Annotated in this window: 18 protein-coding genes; 7 read left to right on the top strand and 11 right to left on the bottom strand. The window is 40.6% G+C overall.

The window, feature by feature from the left end; translation table 11 throughout:
• Positions 1-47: 47 nt before the first annotated feature.
• On the bottom strand, positions 48-977 hold the full coding sequence (gene glsA / locus C6344_RS02735) for a glutaminase A (RefSeq protein ID WP_034662630.1): 930 nt from the start codon (positions 975-977) through the stop codon (positions 48-50).
• A 120-nt stretch (positions 978-1,097) separates the two neighbouring features.
• On the opposite strand from glsA, the gene C6344_RS02730 reads away from it, so the two are divergent.
• Positions 1,098-1,580 carry a hypothetical protein gene (locus C6344_RS02730; RefSeq protein ID WP_034662633.1) on the top strand — a complete coding sequence of 161 codons (483 nt, stop codon included), beginning with the start codon at positions 1,098-1,100 and terminating at the stop codon, positions 1,578-1,580.
• A 16-nt stretch (positions 1,581-1,596) separates the two neighbouring features.
• Here the strand turns inward: C6344_RS02730 and C6344_RS02725 are convergent, their stop codons facing one another.
• The gene (locus C6344_RS02725) at positions 1,597-2,919 is read right to left on the bottom strand and encodes a PhoH family protein (RefSeq protein WP_106036760.1); all 1,323 of its coding nucleotides are present in this window, start codon (positions 2,917-2,919) and stop codon (positions 1,597-1,599) included.
• A gap of 140 nt (positions 2,920-3,059) precedes the next feature.
• Between C6344_RS02725 and C6344_RS02720 the strand changes: the two genes are divergently transcribed.
• Complete coding sequence (locus C6344_RS02720) at positions 3,060-3,677, top strand: YhcN/YlaJ family sporulation lipoprotein (RefSeq protein ID WP_106072698.1); 618 nt, start codon at positions 3,060-3,062, stop codon at positions 3,675-3,677.
• Positions 3,678-3,778: 101 nt separating this feature from the next.
• The gene (locus C6344_RS02715; RefSeq protein ID WP_012009835.1) at positions 3,779-4,009 is read left to right on the top strand and encodes a YlaI family protein; all 231 of its coding nucleotides are present in this window, start codon (positions 3,779-3,781) and stop codon (positions 4,007-4,009) included.
• 31 nt (positions 4,010-4,040) lie between these two features.
• On the opposite strand, the gene C6344_RS02710 is transcribed toward C6344_RS02715, so the two are convergent.
• Positions 4,041-4,322: a YlaH-like family protein gene (locus C6344_RS02710; protein WP_044334035.1), complete on the bottom strand. Its 282-nt coding sequence runs from the start codon at positions 4,320-4,322 to the stop codon at positions 4,041-4,043.
• A 96-nt stretch (positions 4,323-4,418) separates the two neighbouring features.
• Positions 4,419-6,257: a translational GTPase TypA gene (typA, locus tag C6344_RS02705; RefSeq protein ID WP_106036759.1), complete on the bottom strand. Its 1,839-nt coding sequence runs from the start codon at positions 6,255-6,257 to the stop codon at positions 4,419-4,421.
• Between the two features lie 113 nt (positions 6,258-6,370).
• Between typA and C6344_RS02700 the strand changes: the two genes are divergently transcribed.
• Together C6344_RS02700 and C6344_RS02695 are read left to right on the top strand one after the other, a co-directional pair.
• A complete protein-coding gene (locus C6344_RS02700; protein ID WP_034662648.1) occupies positions 6,371-6,550 on the top strand; it encodes a DUF5325 family protein in 180 nt (59 codons plus the stop codon).
• A 275-nt stretch (positions 6,551-6,825) separates the two neighbouring features.
• A complete protein-coding gene (locus tag C6344_RS02695; protein ID WP_066030952.1) occupies positions 6,826-7,461 on the top strand; it encodes a hypothetical protein in 636 nt (211 codons plus the stop codon).
• 39 nt (positions 7,462-7,500) lie between these two features.
• On the opposite strand, the gene C6344_RS02690 is transcribed toward C6344_RS02695, so the two are convergent.
• From C6344_RS02690 to C6344_RS02665, 6 genes are all read right to left on the bottom strand, one after another.
• Entirely contained in the window at positions 7,501-7,797 is a 297-nt protein-coding gene (locus C6344_RS02690; RefSeq protein WP_060596170.1) for an anti-sigma factor family protein, read from the bottom strand.
• Positions 7,794-8,312 (bottom strand): sigma-70 family RNA polymerase sigma factor, encoded by a 519-nt coding sequence (locus C6344_RS02685; protein WP_060596398.1) that lies wholly within the window; start codon positions 8,310-8,312, stop codon positions 7,794-7,796. The genes C6344_RS02690 and C6344_RS02685 overlap by 4 nt, the downstream gene beginning before the upstream one ends.
• Entirely contained in the window at positions 8,312-8,575 is a 264-nt protein-coding gene (locus C6344_RS02680; protein WP_060596169.1) for a hypothetical protein, read from the bottom strand. Before C6344_RS02680 ends, C6344_RS02685 begins: the two co-directional genes overlap by 1 nt.
• Positions 8,565-10,496, bottom strand: coding sequence for a hypothetical protein (locus tag C6344_RS02675; RefSeq protein ID WP_106030792.1), 1,932 nt, complete (start codon positions 10,494-10,496; stop codon positions 8,565-8,567). The genes C6344_RS02680 and C6344_RS02675 overlap by 11 nt, the downstream gene beginning before the upstream one ends.
• Before the next feature lie 111 nt (positions 10,497-10,607).
• Complete coding sequence (locus C6344_RS02670) at positions 10,608-11,414, bottom strand: inositol monophosphatase family protein (protein WP_106072697.1); 807 nt, start codon at positions 11,412-11,414, stop codon at positions 10,608-10,610.
• A 133-nt stretch (positions 11,415-11,547) separates the two neighbouring features.
• Entirely contained in the window at positions 11,548-11,736 is a 189-nt protein-coding gene (locus C6344_RS02665; protein ID WP_003211901.1) for a hypothetical protein, read from the bottom strand.
• A 288-nt stretch (positions 11,737-12,024) separates the two neighbouring features.
• Here C6344_RS02665 and C6344_RS02660 point away from each other — a divergent pair, with 288 nt between their 5' ends.
• Positions 12,025-12,660, top strand: coding sequence for a DUF1054 domain-containing protein (locus C6344_RS02660; RefSeq protein WP_060596167.1), 636 nt, complete (start codon positions 12,025-12,027; stop codon positions 12,658-12,660).
• A 229-nt stretch (positions 12,661-12,889) separates the two neighbouring features.
• Here C6344_RS02660 and C6344_RS02650 read toward each other — a convergent pair whose 3' ends face one another.
• Positions 12,890-13,159 carry a UPF0223 family protein gene (locus C6344_RS02650; RefSeq protein ID WP_060596166.1) on the bottom strand — a complete coding sequence of 90 codons (270 nt, stop codon included), beginning with the start codon at positions 13,157-13,159 and terminating at the stop codon, positions 12,890-12,892.
• Between the two features lie 190 nt (positions 13,160-13,349).
• Between C6344_RS02650 and C6344_RS02645 the strand changes: the two genes are divergently transcribed.
• Entirely contained in the window at positions 13,350-14,822 is a 1,473-nt protein-coding gene (locus C6344_RS02645) for an aminotransferase class I/II-fold pyridoxal phosphate-dependent enzyme (RefSeq protein WP_106072903.1), read from the top strand.
• The last annotated feature ends 2 nt before the right edge of the window (positions 14,823-14,824 follow it).

Raw genomic sequence — 14,824 nt, 5'->3', positions numbered from 1 at the left:
AGATTTGTACAGTTCGCTTTGTAAAAATAAAAAGAAGCCTTCCTTCATTAAAAGATACTCATCTCATATTTTTCACTCATCAGCTCAAGCAGCTTAATCCCAGCAATACTATTCCCTTTTTCATCCAGAGCTGGACCGAAGATACCGATCCCGAAATCATATGGTGCCGCCCCCATAATCCCGCCTGAGACACCGCTTTTAGCAGGAATTCCGATGTTAATGGCAAATTCTCCGCTCGCATTGTACATGCCGCACGTCACCATAAAGGTTTTACAAATTCTAGCGACATCTTTCGAAAGAATCTGCTTACCCGTCTCTGGATGTCTGCCGTCTAATGAAAAAACACAAGCAATTTTCGCCAAATCCAAGCTATTCATCATGATGGCACATTGTTTCGTATAGACGTCCATGACTTCTTCTACGTTCCCTCTAATAATATGATATTGCTTCATATAATAGCACATCGCCCGGTTAATCATGGATGTCTCAAATTCGGAGGCAGCTGTTTCTTTGCAGTATGTAATGCTTTTGTCATTTGCCAGCTCTCTAATGAAGCCAAGCAAACGGCTCAGCTGATCTTGCGGAGTCGCTCCTCTGATTAAACTCGTGACTGCGAGCGCCCCTGCATTAATCATTGGATTCAGCGGTTTATTCGGGCTCGCTGTTTCCAGTTTGATCATCGAATTAAACGGGTCACCTGTTGGTTCTTGTCCAACAAATTGAAATACTTTTTTTGGTCCTTCTTCTGAGAGCACGAGCGCAAGTGCTAATACTTTTGAAATGCTTTGAAGAGTAAACCGTTTATCTACATCTCCTGCCGAGTGGCACGTATTACTCACATGATACACAGCCACAGATAAATCCGTCTGATCCGCTTTGCCGAGTGCGGGAATATAGGATGCTACTTGACCATCTTTGGCCACTTTTTTTGCTTCTTCTACAAATCGCTGAAGCTCTTCATTGTCGCGACATGCCATGCCTAATATCCTCCCTATCCTTCATGTAAGATTAGTGTGTACAAGGAGACGCATGTTTATGAAAGTGACAAAGCGGGGGAAAACTTCTATAATTTATGTTGGAAAGGGGTTGTCTTGAACATGAGCATCATTCAAATCAAGGGGAACGTACAGTACAAGATCACCATTGATCCAAGTGTATGGATTTTTGATGACCGTAAATTTTTAATGGATTCATTCTTTGAAAAAAGTGCAGAAAGTGAAGAGAATCAGCTAGATCAGGAGCTTGACCAAGAGCGGGTCATAAGAGAAGGTCAAACACTTCCACCCACGTTAAAAACAGAGAAGAAGTACGAAAAGGAAAGACTCGTCACAGGCAGCTTCGGGATGAAGCTTGGCGATATGCTAAAAAATGCTGAGCCGCTTGAACATGCGGATACATGCGAATTTGTCACAGAAACAGGTACAATTGCTGTGCCGCTTTCTCAGGCAATGGAGAGCATTGCTCATTTCAGTCAAAATGGTAAGCCAATCACAGAAGAAGGACCAATCCACGTCTATTTCGCGGATCAGTCCAACCTCACTCAGCCGATAAAAGGTGTCAAAGAGCTGATGATTACATAAAGTCAGAGGGTCTGGACTATAGCAAATCAGCGGCAAGCTGTGCAAGTCCAGACCTTTCTCCTTTGACAAGCTTGACATGTCCAGAGATTTGCTGTCCTTTGAACCGCTCGATCACATACGTAAGCCCATTATTTAAGCTGTCTAAATAAGGATGATCAATCTGCTCTGGATCTCCCATCAGCACAATTTTACTTCCTTCTCCGACTCGCGTTAATAATGTTTTCACCTCGTGCTTTGTTAAATTCTGTGCCTCATCAATGATGATAAATTGATCAGGTATACTTCTTCCCCGGATATACGTTAATGCTTCGACTTGAATAGATCCAATTCCCGCCAAAATCGCATCAAGCTCACCTGGTTTTTTTGTATTAAATAAAAACTCTAGGTTGTCATAGATCGGCTGCATCCATGGTCTGAGCTTTTCTTCCTTTTCTCCTGGCAAGTAGCCTAAGTCTTTCCCAACAGGCACGATTGAGCGCGCCACGATCAACTTTTTAAACATACCGAGATCCTCTGTCTGCATTAATCCGGCAGCAAGTGCAAGCAATGTTTTACCAGTCCCTGCTTTTCCGATCAGCGTCACGAGCGGAATGTCACGGCGCAAAAGCAGCTCGAGTGCCATCGTCTGCTGGACATTTTTTGGACGGATTCCCCAAATATACTCTTGATCATAAACGAGACGTTTCATATGCTCTGCCTTTTGATCAAGCATTCCTAAAGCAGAACCGCCTTCATTTCCCTTCATGATGACAAATTGATGAGGGTTAAATGGTGCACTTGTGACCTCTTTTATTGGTAATTGATTGTGCTTATAAAATGTATTCAATTGCTCAGTCGGAATGTAGAGCTCATGATAGCCATTATCGATGTCTTCATTTTGCAGGACACGGTCACTTAAGAAGTCTTCTGCTTGAAGCCCTATAGCATCTGCCTTTACCCGCACTAACACATCCTTGCTGACCAAAATGACAGGCCGGCCATGAGGCTTTGTTTCTTCCTCTAAGCTCAAATTTTTCGCGACTGCCAAAATCCGATTATCGTTCGTTTTTTCAATAAAAATTTCTTGAAGCTCATGGAAGGAGCGGTGATTCAGTTCAATGCGCAGCGTCCCTTTTGATTCTAGTGTAATTTTTTCATGCAGTTTCCCTTTCGATCTTAAACCGTCGATTAAGCGTGAGACACGCCGGGCATTTTGCCCAACCTCGTCCATATATCTCTTTTTCGAGTCTACTTCTTCTAACACAACGGCTGGTATGACGACCTCGTTGTCTTCAAATGAAAAGATTGAATTCGGATCCTGTAATAACACATTTGTGTCTAATACATAAATTTTACTCAGGTCCTTCGCCTCCTGATCGGGGTTTCATTCATCCTTGTCTTTCCCAAAACGATTGTTAAAATATATGTTTTCATGAATAAAGTTAGAAGGTTAATTCAACAATAAAATAAATCATGCAGTTTGTGAAGGAGGGAATATAGATGCGACTATTTATGAAATTATTCATGATTCAAGCCATCATTCTGTTGGGCGCTTGCCAGCAGCAGGAAAAGCCAGAAGCACTGGACAAGCAAGATGGACGCCAGCACGTAGTACGGGTGTCAGACTCAACAAAGAAAAAGACCAATCAAGCCCGGTCATCCACAGATGTTGCGCAGCATCTTGTCAAAGTGACAGAGAACGTAGCAGATGTCAATGATGCAACGGCGATCGTCATCGGCCGCTATGCTGTTGTTGGTATTGATGTAAAAGATGATTTAGATAGAAGCAAAGTAGAAACCATTAAATATTCAGTTGCAAAAGCGCTGAAAAATGACCCAGAAGGTGCGAATGCTGTTGTAGTCGCTGATCCGGATACAGTCAGCCGGTTAAAAGAAATGGGCAAAGAAATACAAGCAGGCCGTCCTGTAAGTGGGATTATGGATGAACTAGCTGCCATTGTCGGCCGCGTGATGCCAGAGATGCCGAGAAATGAAATCGATCGTCACGAAAAAGACCCGACGAATGAGCCAAATGATCAGCTCAAACAAAACGATCAAAAGCAGTTAGACAAACATCAAAATGATCAATCAAACCATCATATGAATCAGAAGAAATAAAGAGAACGGCTTATATCTCCTGTGATATAAGCCTTTTTCTACGCTGATTTCAAGTGCTTGGAAAACATGCTATAATAAATGCAATAAGTGAGGTGAAAATGATGAGAGTGAAGTGCTCATTATGTGAGAAGCTTGAAACAATTGATGATGATACACTCGTTGCTAAGCGGTTAAGAAATCGACCGATTCATACATATATGTGCGATGACTGTCAGGAACGCATTAAAGTAAAGACAGAAGCACGCATCAAAACTGGCAGATTCTCTCTTTATCAAGATCCTGCGACGAAAGAGAAAAAGAAGAAAAAAGGAAAAAAAGAACAAAAGACATAAAAAAGACCTGACACATGTTCAGGTCTTTTTTTTACGTATTCACTGTTCCTTCTTTTTTTGCACGATGCAGCCGTATTTTATAAATAATCAAAATGGCAGCTGCCACGACTAGGCCTTCCGCTACTGGCAGAAAGATTCCTAGAAATGTGAGAAACGTGCAGCCAAAAATCAAAAACAAGTAAATCACGAGTGCTTTTAAAATCGGTAAACGTCTAGCAAAGCCGAGCTTAAAAACAATAATCGCTAAAACAAGGATGGTACCATATAGGAGCCACATCCCTGTTTGCGGATTTTCATCGACACGAAACAGCATCGCGAAAAAGGATAGATTTTCACTTACTTCCTGATCATTCAAAAAGATTCCCTCCCCTTATCTTTCAGGGTTCTATCTTTTTAATTCTTCATGGAATTACGATAATCCTGCTAGCTTTTTCTTCTTCGCTGCTTTCTCACGTTCGTTTTTATCTAAAATTTTCTTTCTTAAACGAATCGATTCAGGTGTAACCTCACAGTATTCGTCTTCATTCAAGTACTCAAGAGATTCCTCAAGTGACATAATACGTGGTTTCTTCATGCTCACCGTTTGATCTTTCGTCGCTGAACGTACGTTTGTTTGTTGTTTCATACGGCTAACGTTGACAACAAGATCGTTCTCACGGTTATGCTCACCAACAATCATTCCTTGGTATACTTCAGTACCCGGCTCAACGAAGATCACACCGCGCTCTTCAACGCCTTGGATTCCGTAAGCAGTCGCTTTACCTGTTTCCATTGAAACAAGTACACCTTGACGGCGTCCGCCAACTTGGCCAGACTGCATTGGCTGGTAGCTGTCAAACGTATGGTTTAAAATACCAAAACCACGAGTTAATGAAAGAAATTCAGTTGTATATCCGATTAAACCACGTGATGGCACTGTAAAGATCAGGCGAACTTGACCGTTACCATTATTGATCATGTCAATCATTTCACCTTTTCTTGCGCCCATTGATTCCATGATAGAGCCAGTGTGCTCTTCTGGTACATCAATTTGAACGCGTTCAACAGGCTCACATCGAACACCATCAACTTCTTTTACAATAACTTCTGGCTTCGATACTTGTAATTCAAATCCTTCACGTCTCATATTCTCAATAAGAATGGATAAGTGAAGCTCTCCGCGTCCAGATACAACCCAAGCATCAGGTGAATCAGTTGGATCCACACGAAGACTGACGTCTGTTTGAAGCTGCTGCTCTAAGCGCTCTTCAATTTTACGTGATGTCACGTATTTTCCTTCACGGCCTGCAAATGGGCTGTTGTTTACAACAAACGTCATTTGAAGTGTCGGCTCATCAATACGAAGGATTGGCAGGGCCTCTTGGTGTTCTACCGGACAAACCGTTTCACCTACGTTGATGTCTTCCATTCCCGATACAGCAACAAGATCTCCTGCTTTCGCTTCGTTGATTTCCACTCGTTTTAACCCTTGGAAACCAAAAATCTTTGTCACACGGAATTGTTTCACACTGCCGTCAACTTTCATTAAGGCCACTTGCTGTCCTACTTGCATTGTTCCTCTGAAGACACGGCCGATCCCGATTCTTCCAACATAATCATTGTAATCAAGTAGTGCCACTTGGAATTGAAGCGGCTCTTCATGGTTATCAACTGGGCAAGGGATATGGTTAACAATGGCTTCAAACAAAGATTCCATGTTTTCATCTTGCGTGCTCGCATCGTTACTTGCTGTACCATTGATTGCTGATGCATAGACAACTGGGAATTCAAGCTGTTCTTCTGTTGCATCCAATTCAATGAACAAGTCAATTACTTCATCGACTACTTCAGCCGGACGAGCAAAGTCGCGGTCAATTTTGTTGACAACAACGATTGGTGTTAAGTTTTGCTCAAGTGCTTTTTTCAGCACAAAGCGTGTTTGAGGCATACAGCCTTCATAAGCATCCACAACGAGAAGTACACCATCTACCATTTTCATGATACGCTCAACTTCACCACCGAAATCGGCGTGTCCTGGTGTATCTAAAATATTAATGCGTGTATCTTTATAATGGATCGCAGTATTTTTAGCTAAAATCGTAATACCGCGCTCTCGCTCTAAATCATTTGAATCCATGGCTCTCTCAGCGATATTTTCATTCGCACGGAAAGTACCAGCTTGATGGAGCAATTGGTCAACAAGCGTCGTTTTACCATGGTCAACGTGGGCAATAATTGCGATGTTGCGAAGATCTTTTCGAAGTTTCACATTTTCATCTCCTAAAATAATTAGATAACTTTCATATTATATCACAATCCCCTTTAAATGCCGATCGTTTTTCTGTAAACTTATATTAACTCTAAAAAAAGGGATGGAGACAAATGAAACAAATCAAATGGCTTCTATTATTATGTGCATTACTTGCAGTTGTCAGTATGGCGTTTATTGGGGTATCTCTTGCAGAAAAAAACGTGCTGGGTATTTGTCTAAGTATTATGTTCGCCATGATTTTCATGGGTACAGGATTTACATTAAAAAGAAAATTAAACGTGCAATCATAAAATTCCTCAAAAGCCTTTTACATTCTACATGTAGAAGGCTTTTTATTTTGAGTAAAAACAAGACCAATCACCTATGAAAGCTCGAGTGTAGAGACGAAACATATCATATAGAATTGGCAAAAGTAAGCAATCTGAACCTCTTCATTTTTCGACAATAACGTTTATAGTTCTCCAAAACCAAACATAAAGTTACAATTTTCCTATTCTTCCACAAAGTTTCTCATGGTATGCTGTTCTTGCAACAAAATTTAACAGAAAAGGGAGAGAAAAGAAGCATGAAGAAGTTTTTGAGTAAATCGCTCAGCTCTGTTGTATTTTTCGCTTTAGCTATCATCCTTACTTTCACAACAGTAGCTCCTGGGCAAGCAAGTGCTGCAACTTTCAAAGGGATTCCTTTTGAACAGCAGCAAATCATTAAAGAATTATTGGAGAAAAACGAGCGCGTCATCAACATTCTCATCAATTCATTTGTTGAAGAAGACAACAGCTACACATTTGATGTGAAAAAAGCTGTTGAGCTCGGACTAACTGAAGAAGAAGCGGCGACTGCTGAGAAATTCTTAGATCGCGCAGCTGTTCTTACAATCGTTTTCAGTGAAAGCATCACTAAAAACGAAAAAGGGAAATTGATCTTTGATTCAGCAAAAGCTGTTGAACTTGGTCTTACGAAAGAAGAAGCAGCTAAATTCGAAAAACTTTTCAAATCAGTGATCAGACTTGCTGATCTTGCTGGTGATGCACTTGTTCTAGACAAAAAAGGAAACGTTGTAATTGATTCAAAAATTGCAAAAGGCCTTGGATTCAGCTCTACTGAATTACTTGTTTTCAACCAAATGCTGAAGAAAATTCCTCAAGAGCAATTAAAAACGTTCTATGATGCAGTTCAAATGGCAAAAGAAAAATTAAGCTAAGCACAAACCCCCCATCTGGTTCGCCCAGATGGGGGTTTTTTATTTCAGCCAATAAAGAATGATCATCATGACGTACCCTAAACCAAACACGATGCTTGCTCGGAATATTAACTTGCCATAGTAGCGCTTCTCGAACCTTCTTTTTTCTTCCTTTTCATTTATATATGGCGTCCGATCAGGTGTCTGTATAAGAGTGATTGGTTCTTTCATTTCTTGATAAAGTTGCCGGCAGCTCTCGCAAGATTGTAGATGCTCGGCTATTATTTTATTGGTTTCTGCACTTGTGTCTCCCTCTATATAAAGTGGTAACAATTCTTCGATCAAATAACAGCTCATTTATTGAACTCCTCACAATGTAGCATTCGCTTCAGCTCTAATCTGGCTCGATGAAGGGTTGTTTTGACTTTAGATAAAGTCCAATTCAAAATTTCAGCTACTTCTTCATATGACAATTCCTGAATATCTCTTAAAATGAGGACCTCTCGGTATGAATCCTTCAGCTGATTGATATGATGCCACAGCCTTTGAATGTCAGCTTGTGTTTCGATGTGGTCCTCTGGTGTCATAAAGGACTGCTGCTCTAAGTAATCAACATCTTCTACATTCGTAAATGTCCATTTGATTTTCCGGCGATAGTCATTCACAAATGTATGATAAGCAATGGTATAAAGCCATGTTTTCATACTAGAGTGTCCTTTAAAAGAGGATAATCCATGTAAAGCCTTCATAAAAACATCCTGCGCAAGATCCTTGGCCGTTTCCATATTTCCTGTCCGCCGATATAAATATTTGGTGATTTCCTGAAAATATTCTTCATAGATTTTTTCAATTTGATCAGCTGGTCTGGACATTAGAAATAAAACCACACAGTCATCCAAATCGATAAGACAATGAAAAAGAAGTATAACGAGTAAATAAACCCCTTCATGCGCTTTAACTCATTATAGTCATTCTGATCTTCAATCAGCGCTGAACCCTGTTCATTCCCTATGACAACATGCTGAAATTGCTGTTCATGTGTCTTCATCCAGCTGGCTGCCTCGTCACCCAGCTCCCCTTCTTGATACAGTTCATATAAGTCTTGAAAGATGGCTTGTTTTTCTTTATCTGTCAAAACGGTGCACCTCTTTTGTTCGTCCATTTACTTCATAGATTTTACGCTCATTTGATCCGAAGGTTTGAATGATGACAAGCCATGAAATGTCCATGTCCCCTTCTTCGTTGATCATTCTGACTGGTTTTATTTGTTTTTTATAAATCATAGATGGTTTTTCACTTTTCAATACTTGTTGATAGACTTCATCACGATCTTTATTCGATACGGCATCCGGTATAAAGGACACTGGTTCCAGCCTCAGTTCAATTCCATCATGATCTCTAAACACACGCAGTAGATGAGAGGATCGGTTAAATGTATACTGTTTGGTTTCATTAGTGCCTGTCTTTTTCTTCACGTCTTCTGGCTTTTTCTCTATGAGCTTTAACAAATTCTCATCGCTGATTTCCCCTTTTTTCTGTTGAAGAAGCGATTTAGACAGCTTTAAATTGATAACATCTTTTGTGGAGCCATTAAACCGAAACTCCGATTGATCATTTGTTGTCACATTCACTTCATGCTGCCAATCCAAATAAAAATCATCAATACCTGTGATTTGATAAACTGGCGGCTTTAGATGTAAGTTTTGATACAGACTGTTTATTGTGTTTTTTATCTCAGTTTCCGTTATATTGATTCCGTCAATATCCTTTAATTTAAAGATGGCATTTCCATATTGCGCTTGTCGAAGTGTCCCCTTTTTCCAAGTAGCAAACGCAAAGCTTTCACTCTCGTTATGAGACATTTTTACTTTTGGCAGAAGAAGAACACTCGTCTCCCCGCCCTCTTTTTTGACAACTACTTGAATGCGATTGAGATCTATTGACCGTCCGCTTCTTTCAAAAAATTCAATTGTTTTTTTTCTATATTCTTTATCGGTCAGTTCCTTCCCCTCTACACGGCCTCGATAAGAATAACCGCTCAATTCGCCCGTAAATGCAGAAATGTTAACTTCATACTGATCAGCTGCAAACACATATTGATAAGGAATAGGCTCAGAACTAGCATTTAAATATAATTTCTGATCAGCTGGTACAAATTTTGAAGCAAGTTCTTTTGCACTTATGGCAGATAAAGGGCGATATTCTTCTGAGAAAGTATCGACCAATTCCGTTTTGGTGAATTGGAACATGGTATGAGGGATATTAACGATCGGGTTGAGTAATAGTAGAAAAAAGACAGCTATACACCCAGCACCCCACTGCCTTAGCCTCACCTTGTCTCGTAGTAAAGCACATAACAAATAAATCATCATAAAGCTTCCTGCTGCTGCAGCTAAAATCACAATCGATTTAAATGAAGATTGAAGCTCATACTTCGTGATAGAAGGATAAAAAATATAAAGCAGGGCAGCGAAAATCAGGCCATAAAACAACAGCGATTCCTTCCACTTCTGCTGCCAAAACAAACGGAAAAAAAGGTACAGTACCAAAACGGCAAAGCCAACCATGATCACTACAGTGATAAGGTCTCTCCATACTAGCCCTGTATCACCGCTGAGAAAGAACTTTTTACTTTCAGCAAAAAGGATAAACACTGTCTGACATAAAGGCAGAAGCAAGACAGATAAATCAAATGCAAAAAACATGCCTTTATTCTTTAAATAAGGAAGAGAGATCACATAATAAAGTGATGCAAGCAAGACATACCCATAGATGAGAAATTGCATGAAATCCGTCAGCACTTCAAATGTTTCAATCGTATACTGTCTGGCTAGGACTTGGTGGCTCATTTCAAGTGTCATTCCGCCTAGCAGGACTACTCTTAATACAAGCCCAGCATAAAATACATAATCACTTTTCTTTTCTTTCCATATAGGCAGTGTAATAAAAAGGACAAATAGTCCAAGTACACACCATTGAATGATGTGGATACTGTACTCATTTAAAATAAAATATCTTTCAAAATGGAGGGATAAATCACTAAACAAATCTAACATTAAAACACAATCCTTTACATCAAATTAAGGCCTCGTTCGTATAGACATTTCTCCTACCAAAAAGTTTCATCAAACACAAAAAATCACTTCATTCTCATGAAGTGATTTGGTTTATTTTTTATTTCCTCTGCCTTTTATGTAATCGTGTAAAATCTTTTCACAAACGGATCGATTTCCGGCGACTATACTGTTTTTCTCTAGAAAAGTTAGGCGTTCTCCATGTATATTTGAGTAGACAGCCCCTACTTCATCTAGAATCACACAGCCTGCTGCATAATCCCACGGCGCAAGCCTTAACGTGACGTATGCGTCACTTCTGCCGCTTGCGATATAAGCGAGCTCAAGGGCAGCTGATCCAATCGTTCTCGTCCCTCTCACATCACGCACGAGACGGGCAAACGGTTTAGCATCAAAATAAGGGCTTTCGATCGCCCAGGTCGGGTTAATGCCGACAATGGCTTTTTCAATCGCTACATCTTTTAATGGCGGAAGCAGGGTATCATTCATATAGGCCCCTTCCCCTTTGACCGCATGGTAAAGCTCGTCATGAATGACGTCATAAATGAGACCGATTTTCCCTATGCCATTTTCAAATATCCCGATGGAAATGGCAAAGTTGCGTTTTTGATGGACAAAGTTCATTGTGCCATCGATTGGATCAATGATCCACACAATCCCATCCAGCGAGGTCACCTCTTCCCCTTGTCCCTCTTCTCCTAAAATGTGATGATCTGAAAATGTCGATTGTATCTTTCCAATGAAAAAACGTTCTGTTTCTTTATCGATATTAGTGACAAGATCATTTGGATTTGATTTTGTTTCAATTGATAGACCTTCCTGCATGGACGCTTTAATACGGCTTCCTGCTTCTTTTACCCAAAGCTTTGCAAGACGGTCAATTTCCACCCAGTTTGTCATCAGACTGTAAACCTCTTTTCTATGTAATACCTATTTGTATTAGCATACTGATATTATGTACGTAAAAGCAAGAAAAAAGCAGCTTCATACAAAAACGAACCGATGAATTGGTTCGTTTTTACCTCACCTTGTTTTACCCTTTAAGCTGCTCCCATTCTTTTCTTAGGCGCTCAAGCTTTCGTTTGCTGCGTTCGATTTGGATGTCATCTTTTTGCTCGATGGCTTCATGAAGCGTAGAAAGCTCATAATCCACCTCTAATCTCCACACAGCGATGCGATTCTTCTTCTCCTGTCTATACCCCTGCTTCACGATTTGCTTCATTTGGTCAACGCCCCTTCCAGAGAATGATTCATTCCTTGTCAGTTTTCATTGATAAAAAATTCAATCGATAAGAGAATTGGTTCTTGCTTATATCGTATGAAGCGATCGCATAACCGCAACGACATTCTAAAAATTGTGTCTTTACCTATTTATTATGTACCACAAAATCGTTGTTTTTAAACGCTGTCCTACTTCCTCTACAATCTTTGATCTGACAGTGCATCTTTTTTTGAGCTTGACCCAAGCTATGATAAAATATGATCAGCTAAAGAATACAGGAGGCATAATATGAGTGAAATGCGTTTTAGAGATGAAGATTTTGAGACATTTACAGTTGACGGTTTAGATGAACGAATGACCGTATTAAAAGAAAGAGTCCGTCCAAAGCTCGAGGCACTTGGTGAACACTTTGCACCACTTCTTTCTTCTATTACAGGAGACGAAATGTTTGTACATGTCGCAAAGCATGCTAGAAGATCAGTCAATCCGCCAAATGATACGTGGGTTGCTTTTGCAAACAGCAAGCGTGGGTATAAAAAACTCCCTCATTTTCAAATTGGGCTGTGGAAAACACATGTCTTTGTATGGTTTGCGCTCATTTATGAATCTCCTGTGAAAGGCGAGTATGGTCAGCTGTTCGAAAAAGAACTAGATACCATTCAGAAGAAAATACCACAAGATTTTGTTTGGTCTAAAGATCATATGAAACCAGATGTCATGCGTCACAGCGAGCTTGATGCAGAACAGCTGAAAACGCTGTTTGAACGTGTCCAAACGGTGAAAAAAGCTGAGCTCCTTTGCGGCATTCAGCTGCCTAGAGAAGAAGTCGTTCAAATGAATAATGAAGAATACTTATCAAAAATCGAAGATGCCTTCCGCACGTTGACTTATCTATACCGCTTTACACAAAAAGAATCTGTATAAAAAAAACGAGCCCATGCGGCTCGTTTCTGATTGTTGACAAAAGGCTAAAATGATCTTCATTTTAGCCTTTTGTCTTCTTTTCAGCGTGATAGAAAACCTTTGCAGTCTAGGAAGGACGAGTACCGGAGCGGAGCGAATTTGACATTCGGGAGCACCGGCACGCAGGACTGACACCGAATGCGAGGGTTTGTCTACACGCTGAAACGAGCCCATGCAGGCTCGTTTTTTCTTACATACGTATAACGGCTGTCTCTTCTGCCTCTCTTGCAGATTTCACTGTACGATAAGGAGAATACCCGCTTTCCTTTTCAAACGCTGCACAATGCGTCTTTTCCTCTGCTTTTGATGGCACAACCTCTTTAAATCGTTTATAAGTATCTAATAACTCCTGCTTCGCAATTCCTTTTTCATAGGCTTTTTCAACAGCTTGAAAAAACGAAATAACGGCAATCTTTTCCTCTGTCGTCCAGTCGACATCCATTGGATATTGATATTCCATTTACTTGTCCCTCACTTTAACACTCATTTCTTATTTGAACTTTTATTATAGCATCTGTTCGATCAGAAACCGATTGATTTTATGCTTTACATTCCGATCAGTTCATAATATAATTCTTTTGTTTTATGCAATGAAATCTGCCATTATTGGCACAATAATAGCAGGTATTTCGATGAAGGTGGGAAAGCAATTGTCACAACATGATACACCCTTATACACTGGACTAAAAAAGCATGCTGCAACCAATCCAGTCCAATTTCACATTCCAGGCCATAAAAAAGGAGCCGGGATGGACCCTGAATTCAGAGCATTCATTGGCAACAATGCATTAAGCATTGATCTCATTAATATAGAACCTCTCGATGATTTACATTCACCTCGAGGGATGATAAAAGAAGCACAGGAGCTCGCTGCTGAAGCATTCGGTGCTGACCATACATTTTTCTCTATTCAAGGAACAAGCGGCGCCATCATGACAATGGTGATGACCGTATGCGGACCTGGAGATAAAATCATCATTCCGCGCAACGTCCATAAATCGATTATGTCCGCCATTGTATTTTCTGGCGCAGTTCCTGTTTTTATTCACCCAGAAATAGACAAAGAACTTGGCATCTCTCACGGCATTACACCAGAATCAGCGAAAAAGGCGCTCACGGAGCACCCAGATGCAAAAGGTCTGCTTGTGATTAATCCGACGTATTTTGGGGTTTCAGCAGACTTAAAATCGATTGTAGACATTGCCCATTCATTTCATGTGCCTGTCCTTGTCGATGAAGCACACGGCGTGCATATTCATTTTCACGATGAGCTTCCACTATCTGCGATGCAGGCAGGTGCCGACATGGCAGCAACGAGTGTCCATAAACTCGGCGGTTCCCTTACCCAGAGCTCTATTTTAAATATGAAGGAAGGGCTTGTCTCAAAAGATCGCGTACAATCGATTTTGAGCATGCTGACGACAACGTCTACTTCTTATTTGCTCTTGGCGTCACTTGATGTCGCTCGAAAGCGATTAGCCACTGAAGGAAAGGCACTTGCAGATGAAGCCATCCGTTTGGCTGAATCAGCGAGAAACCGTTTGAACCAAATTGATGGCATTACGTGTATTGGCAAGGAAATACTCGGTTCAGCTTCTACGTACGATTATGACCCAACGAAATTAATTATCTCAATTAAAGACCTTGGGCTAAATGGCCATGATGTCGAAAAATGGCTGAGAGAAAGCTACCGGATTGAAGTGGAGCTCTCTGACCTTTACAACATTTTATGTATTGTGACCCCTGGTGATTCTGATGAAACAATCGATACGCTTATAACGGCTATAAAGGAAATTGCCGCAACCTCTACAAGTGAGAGCGGCACACAAGCGGTCACAGAAGTCCTGCTGCCTGAGATTCCATCGCTTGCCATGACGCCCCGTGACGCCTTTTACGCCACAACAGAAGTGGTTCCGTTTAAAGAAGCAGCGGGCCGCATCATCGCAGAGTTTGTTATGGTGTACCCGCCAGGCATTCCTATTTTTATACCAGGAGAAATTATCACAGAAGAAAATATCTCATATATCTTTAAAAACATTGAAATTGGTCTCCCTGTCCAAGGACCAGAAGATTCAACGCTTGAAATGATCCGCGTGATTAAAGAACAAAAACCAATTTTATAAAA

The sequence above is a fragment of the Bacillus sp. GBSW19 genome, from assembly GCF_002998655.1.
Taxonomy (GTDB): domain Bacteria; phylum Bacillota; class Bacilli; order Bacillales; family Bacillaceae; genus Bacillus.
Note: the sequence above shows the minus strand (reverse complement) of the source record. Positions and strands in the feature narration are given on the sequence as shown.

Excerpts from the sequence above, each read along its gene's own strand:
- C6344_RS02710 (WP_044334035.1), bottom strand. The coding sequence starts at position 4,322 with ATGCTGTTTCGTGTCGATGAAAATCCGCAAACAGGGATGTGGCTCCTA.
- C6344_RS02660 (WP_060596167.1), top strand. The coding sequence starts at position 12,025 with ATGAGTGAAATGCGTTTTAGAGATGAAGATTTTGAGACATTTACAGTT.
- C6344_RS02690 (WP_060596170.1), bottom strand. The coding sequence starts at position 7,797 with ATGAGCTGTTATTTGATCGAAGAATTGTTACCACTTTATATAGAGGGA.
- glsA (WP_034662630.1), bottom strand. The coding sequence starts at position 977 with ATGGCATGTCGCGACAATGAAGAGCTTCAGCGATTTGTAGAAGAAGCA.
- C6344_RS02715 (WP_012009835.1), top strand. The coding sequence starts at position 3,779 with ATGAGAGTGAAGTGCTCATTATGTGAGAAGCTTGAAACAATTGATGAT.
- C6344_RS02685 (WP_060596398.1), bottom strand. The coding sequence starts at position 8,312 with ATGTCCAGACCAGCTGATCAAATTGAAAAAATCTATGAAGAATATTTT.
- C6344_RS02695 (WP_066030952.1), top strand. The coding sequence starts at position 6,826 with ATGAAGAAGTTTTTGAGTAAATCGCTCAGCTCTGTTGTATTTTTCGCT.
- C6344_RS02670 (WP_106072697.1), bottom strand. The coding sequence starts at position 11,414 with ATGACAAACTGGGTGGAAATTGACCGTCTTGCAAAGCTTTGGGTAAAA.
- C6344_RS02675 (WP_106030792.1), bottom strand. The coding sequence starts at position 10,496 with ATGTTAGATTTGTTTAGTGATTTATCCCTCCATTTTGAAAGATATTTT.
- C6344_RS02650 (WP_060596166.1), bottom strand. The coding sequence starts at position 13,159 with ATGGAATATCAATATCCAATGGATGTCGACTGGACGACAGAGGAAAAG.
- C6344_RS02730 (WP_034662633.1), top strand. The coding sequence starts at position 1,098 with ATGAGCATCATTCAAATCAAGGGGAACGTACAGTACAAGATCACCATT.
- C6344_RS02720 (WP_106072698.1), top strand. The coding sequence starts at position 3,060 with ATGCGACTATTTATGAAATTATTCATGATTCAAGCCATCATTCTGTTG.
- C6344_RS02700 (WP_034662648.1), top strand. The coding sequence starts at position 6,371 with ATGAAACAAATCAAATGGCTTCTATTATTATGTGCATTACTTGCAGTT.
- C6344_RS02665 (WP_003211901.1), bottom strand. The coding sequence starts at position 11,736 with ATGAAGCAAATCGTGAAGCAGGGGTATAGACAGGAGAAGAAGAATCGC.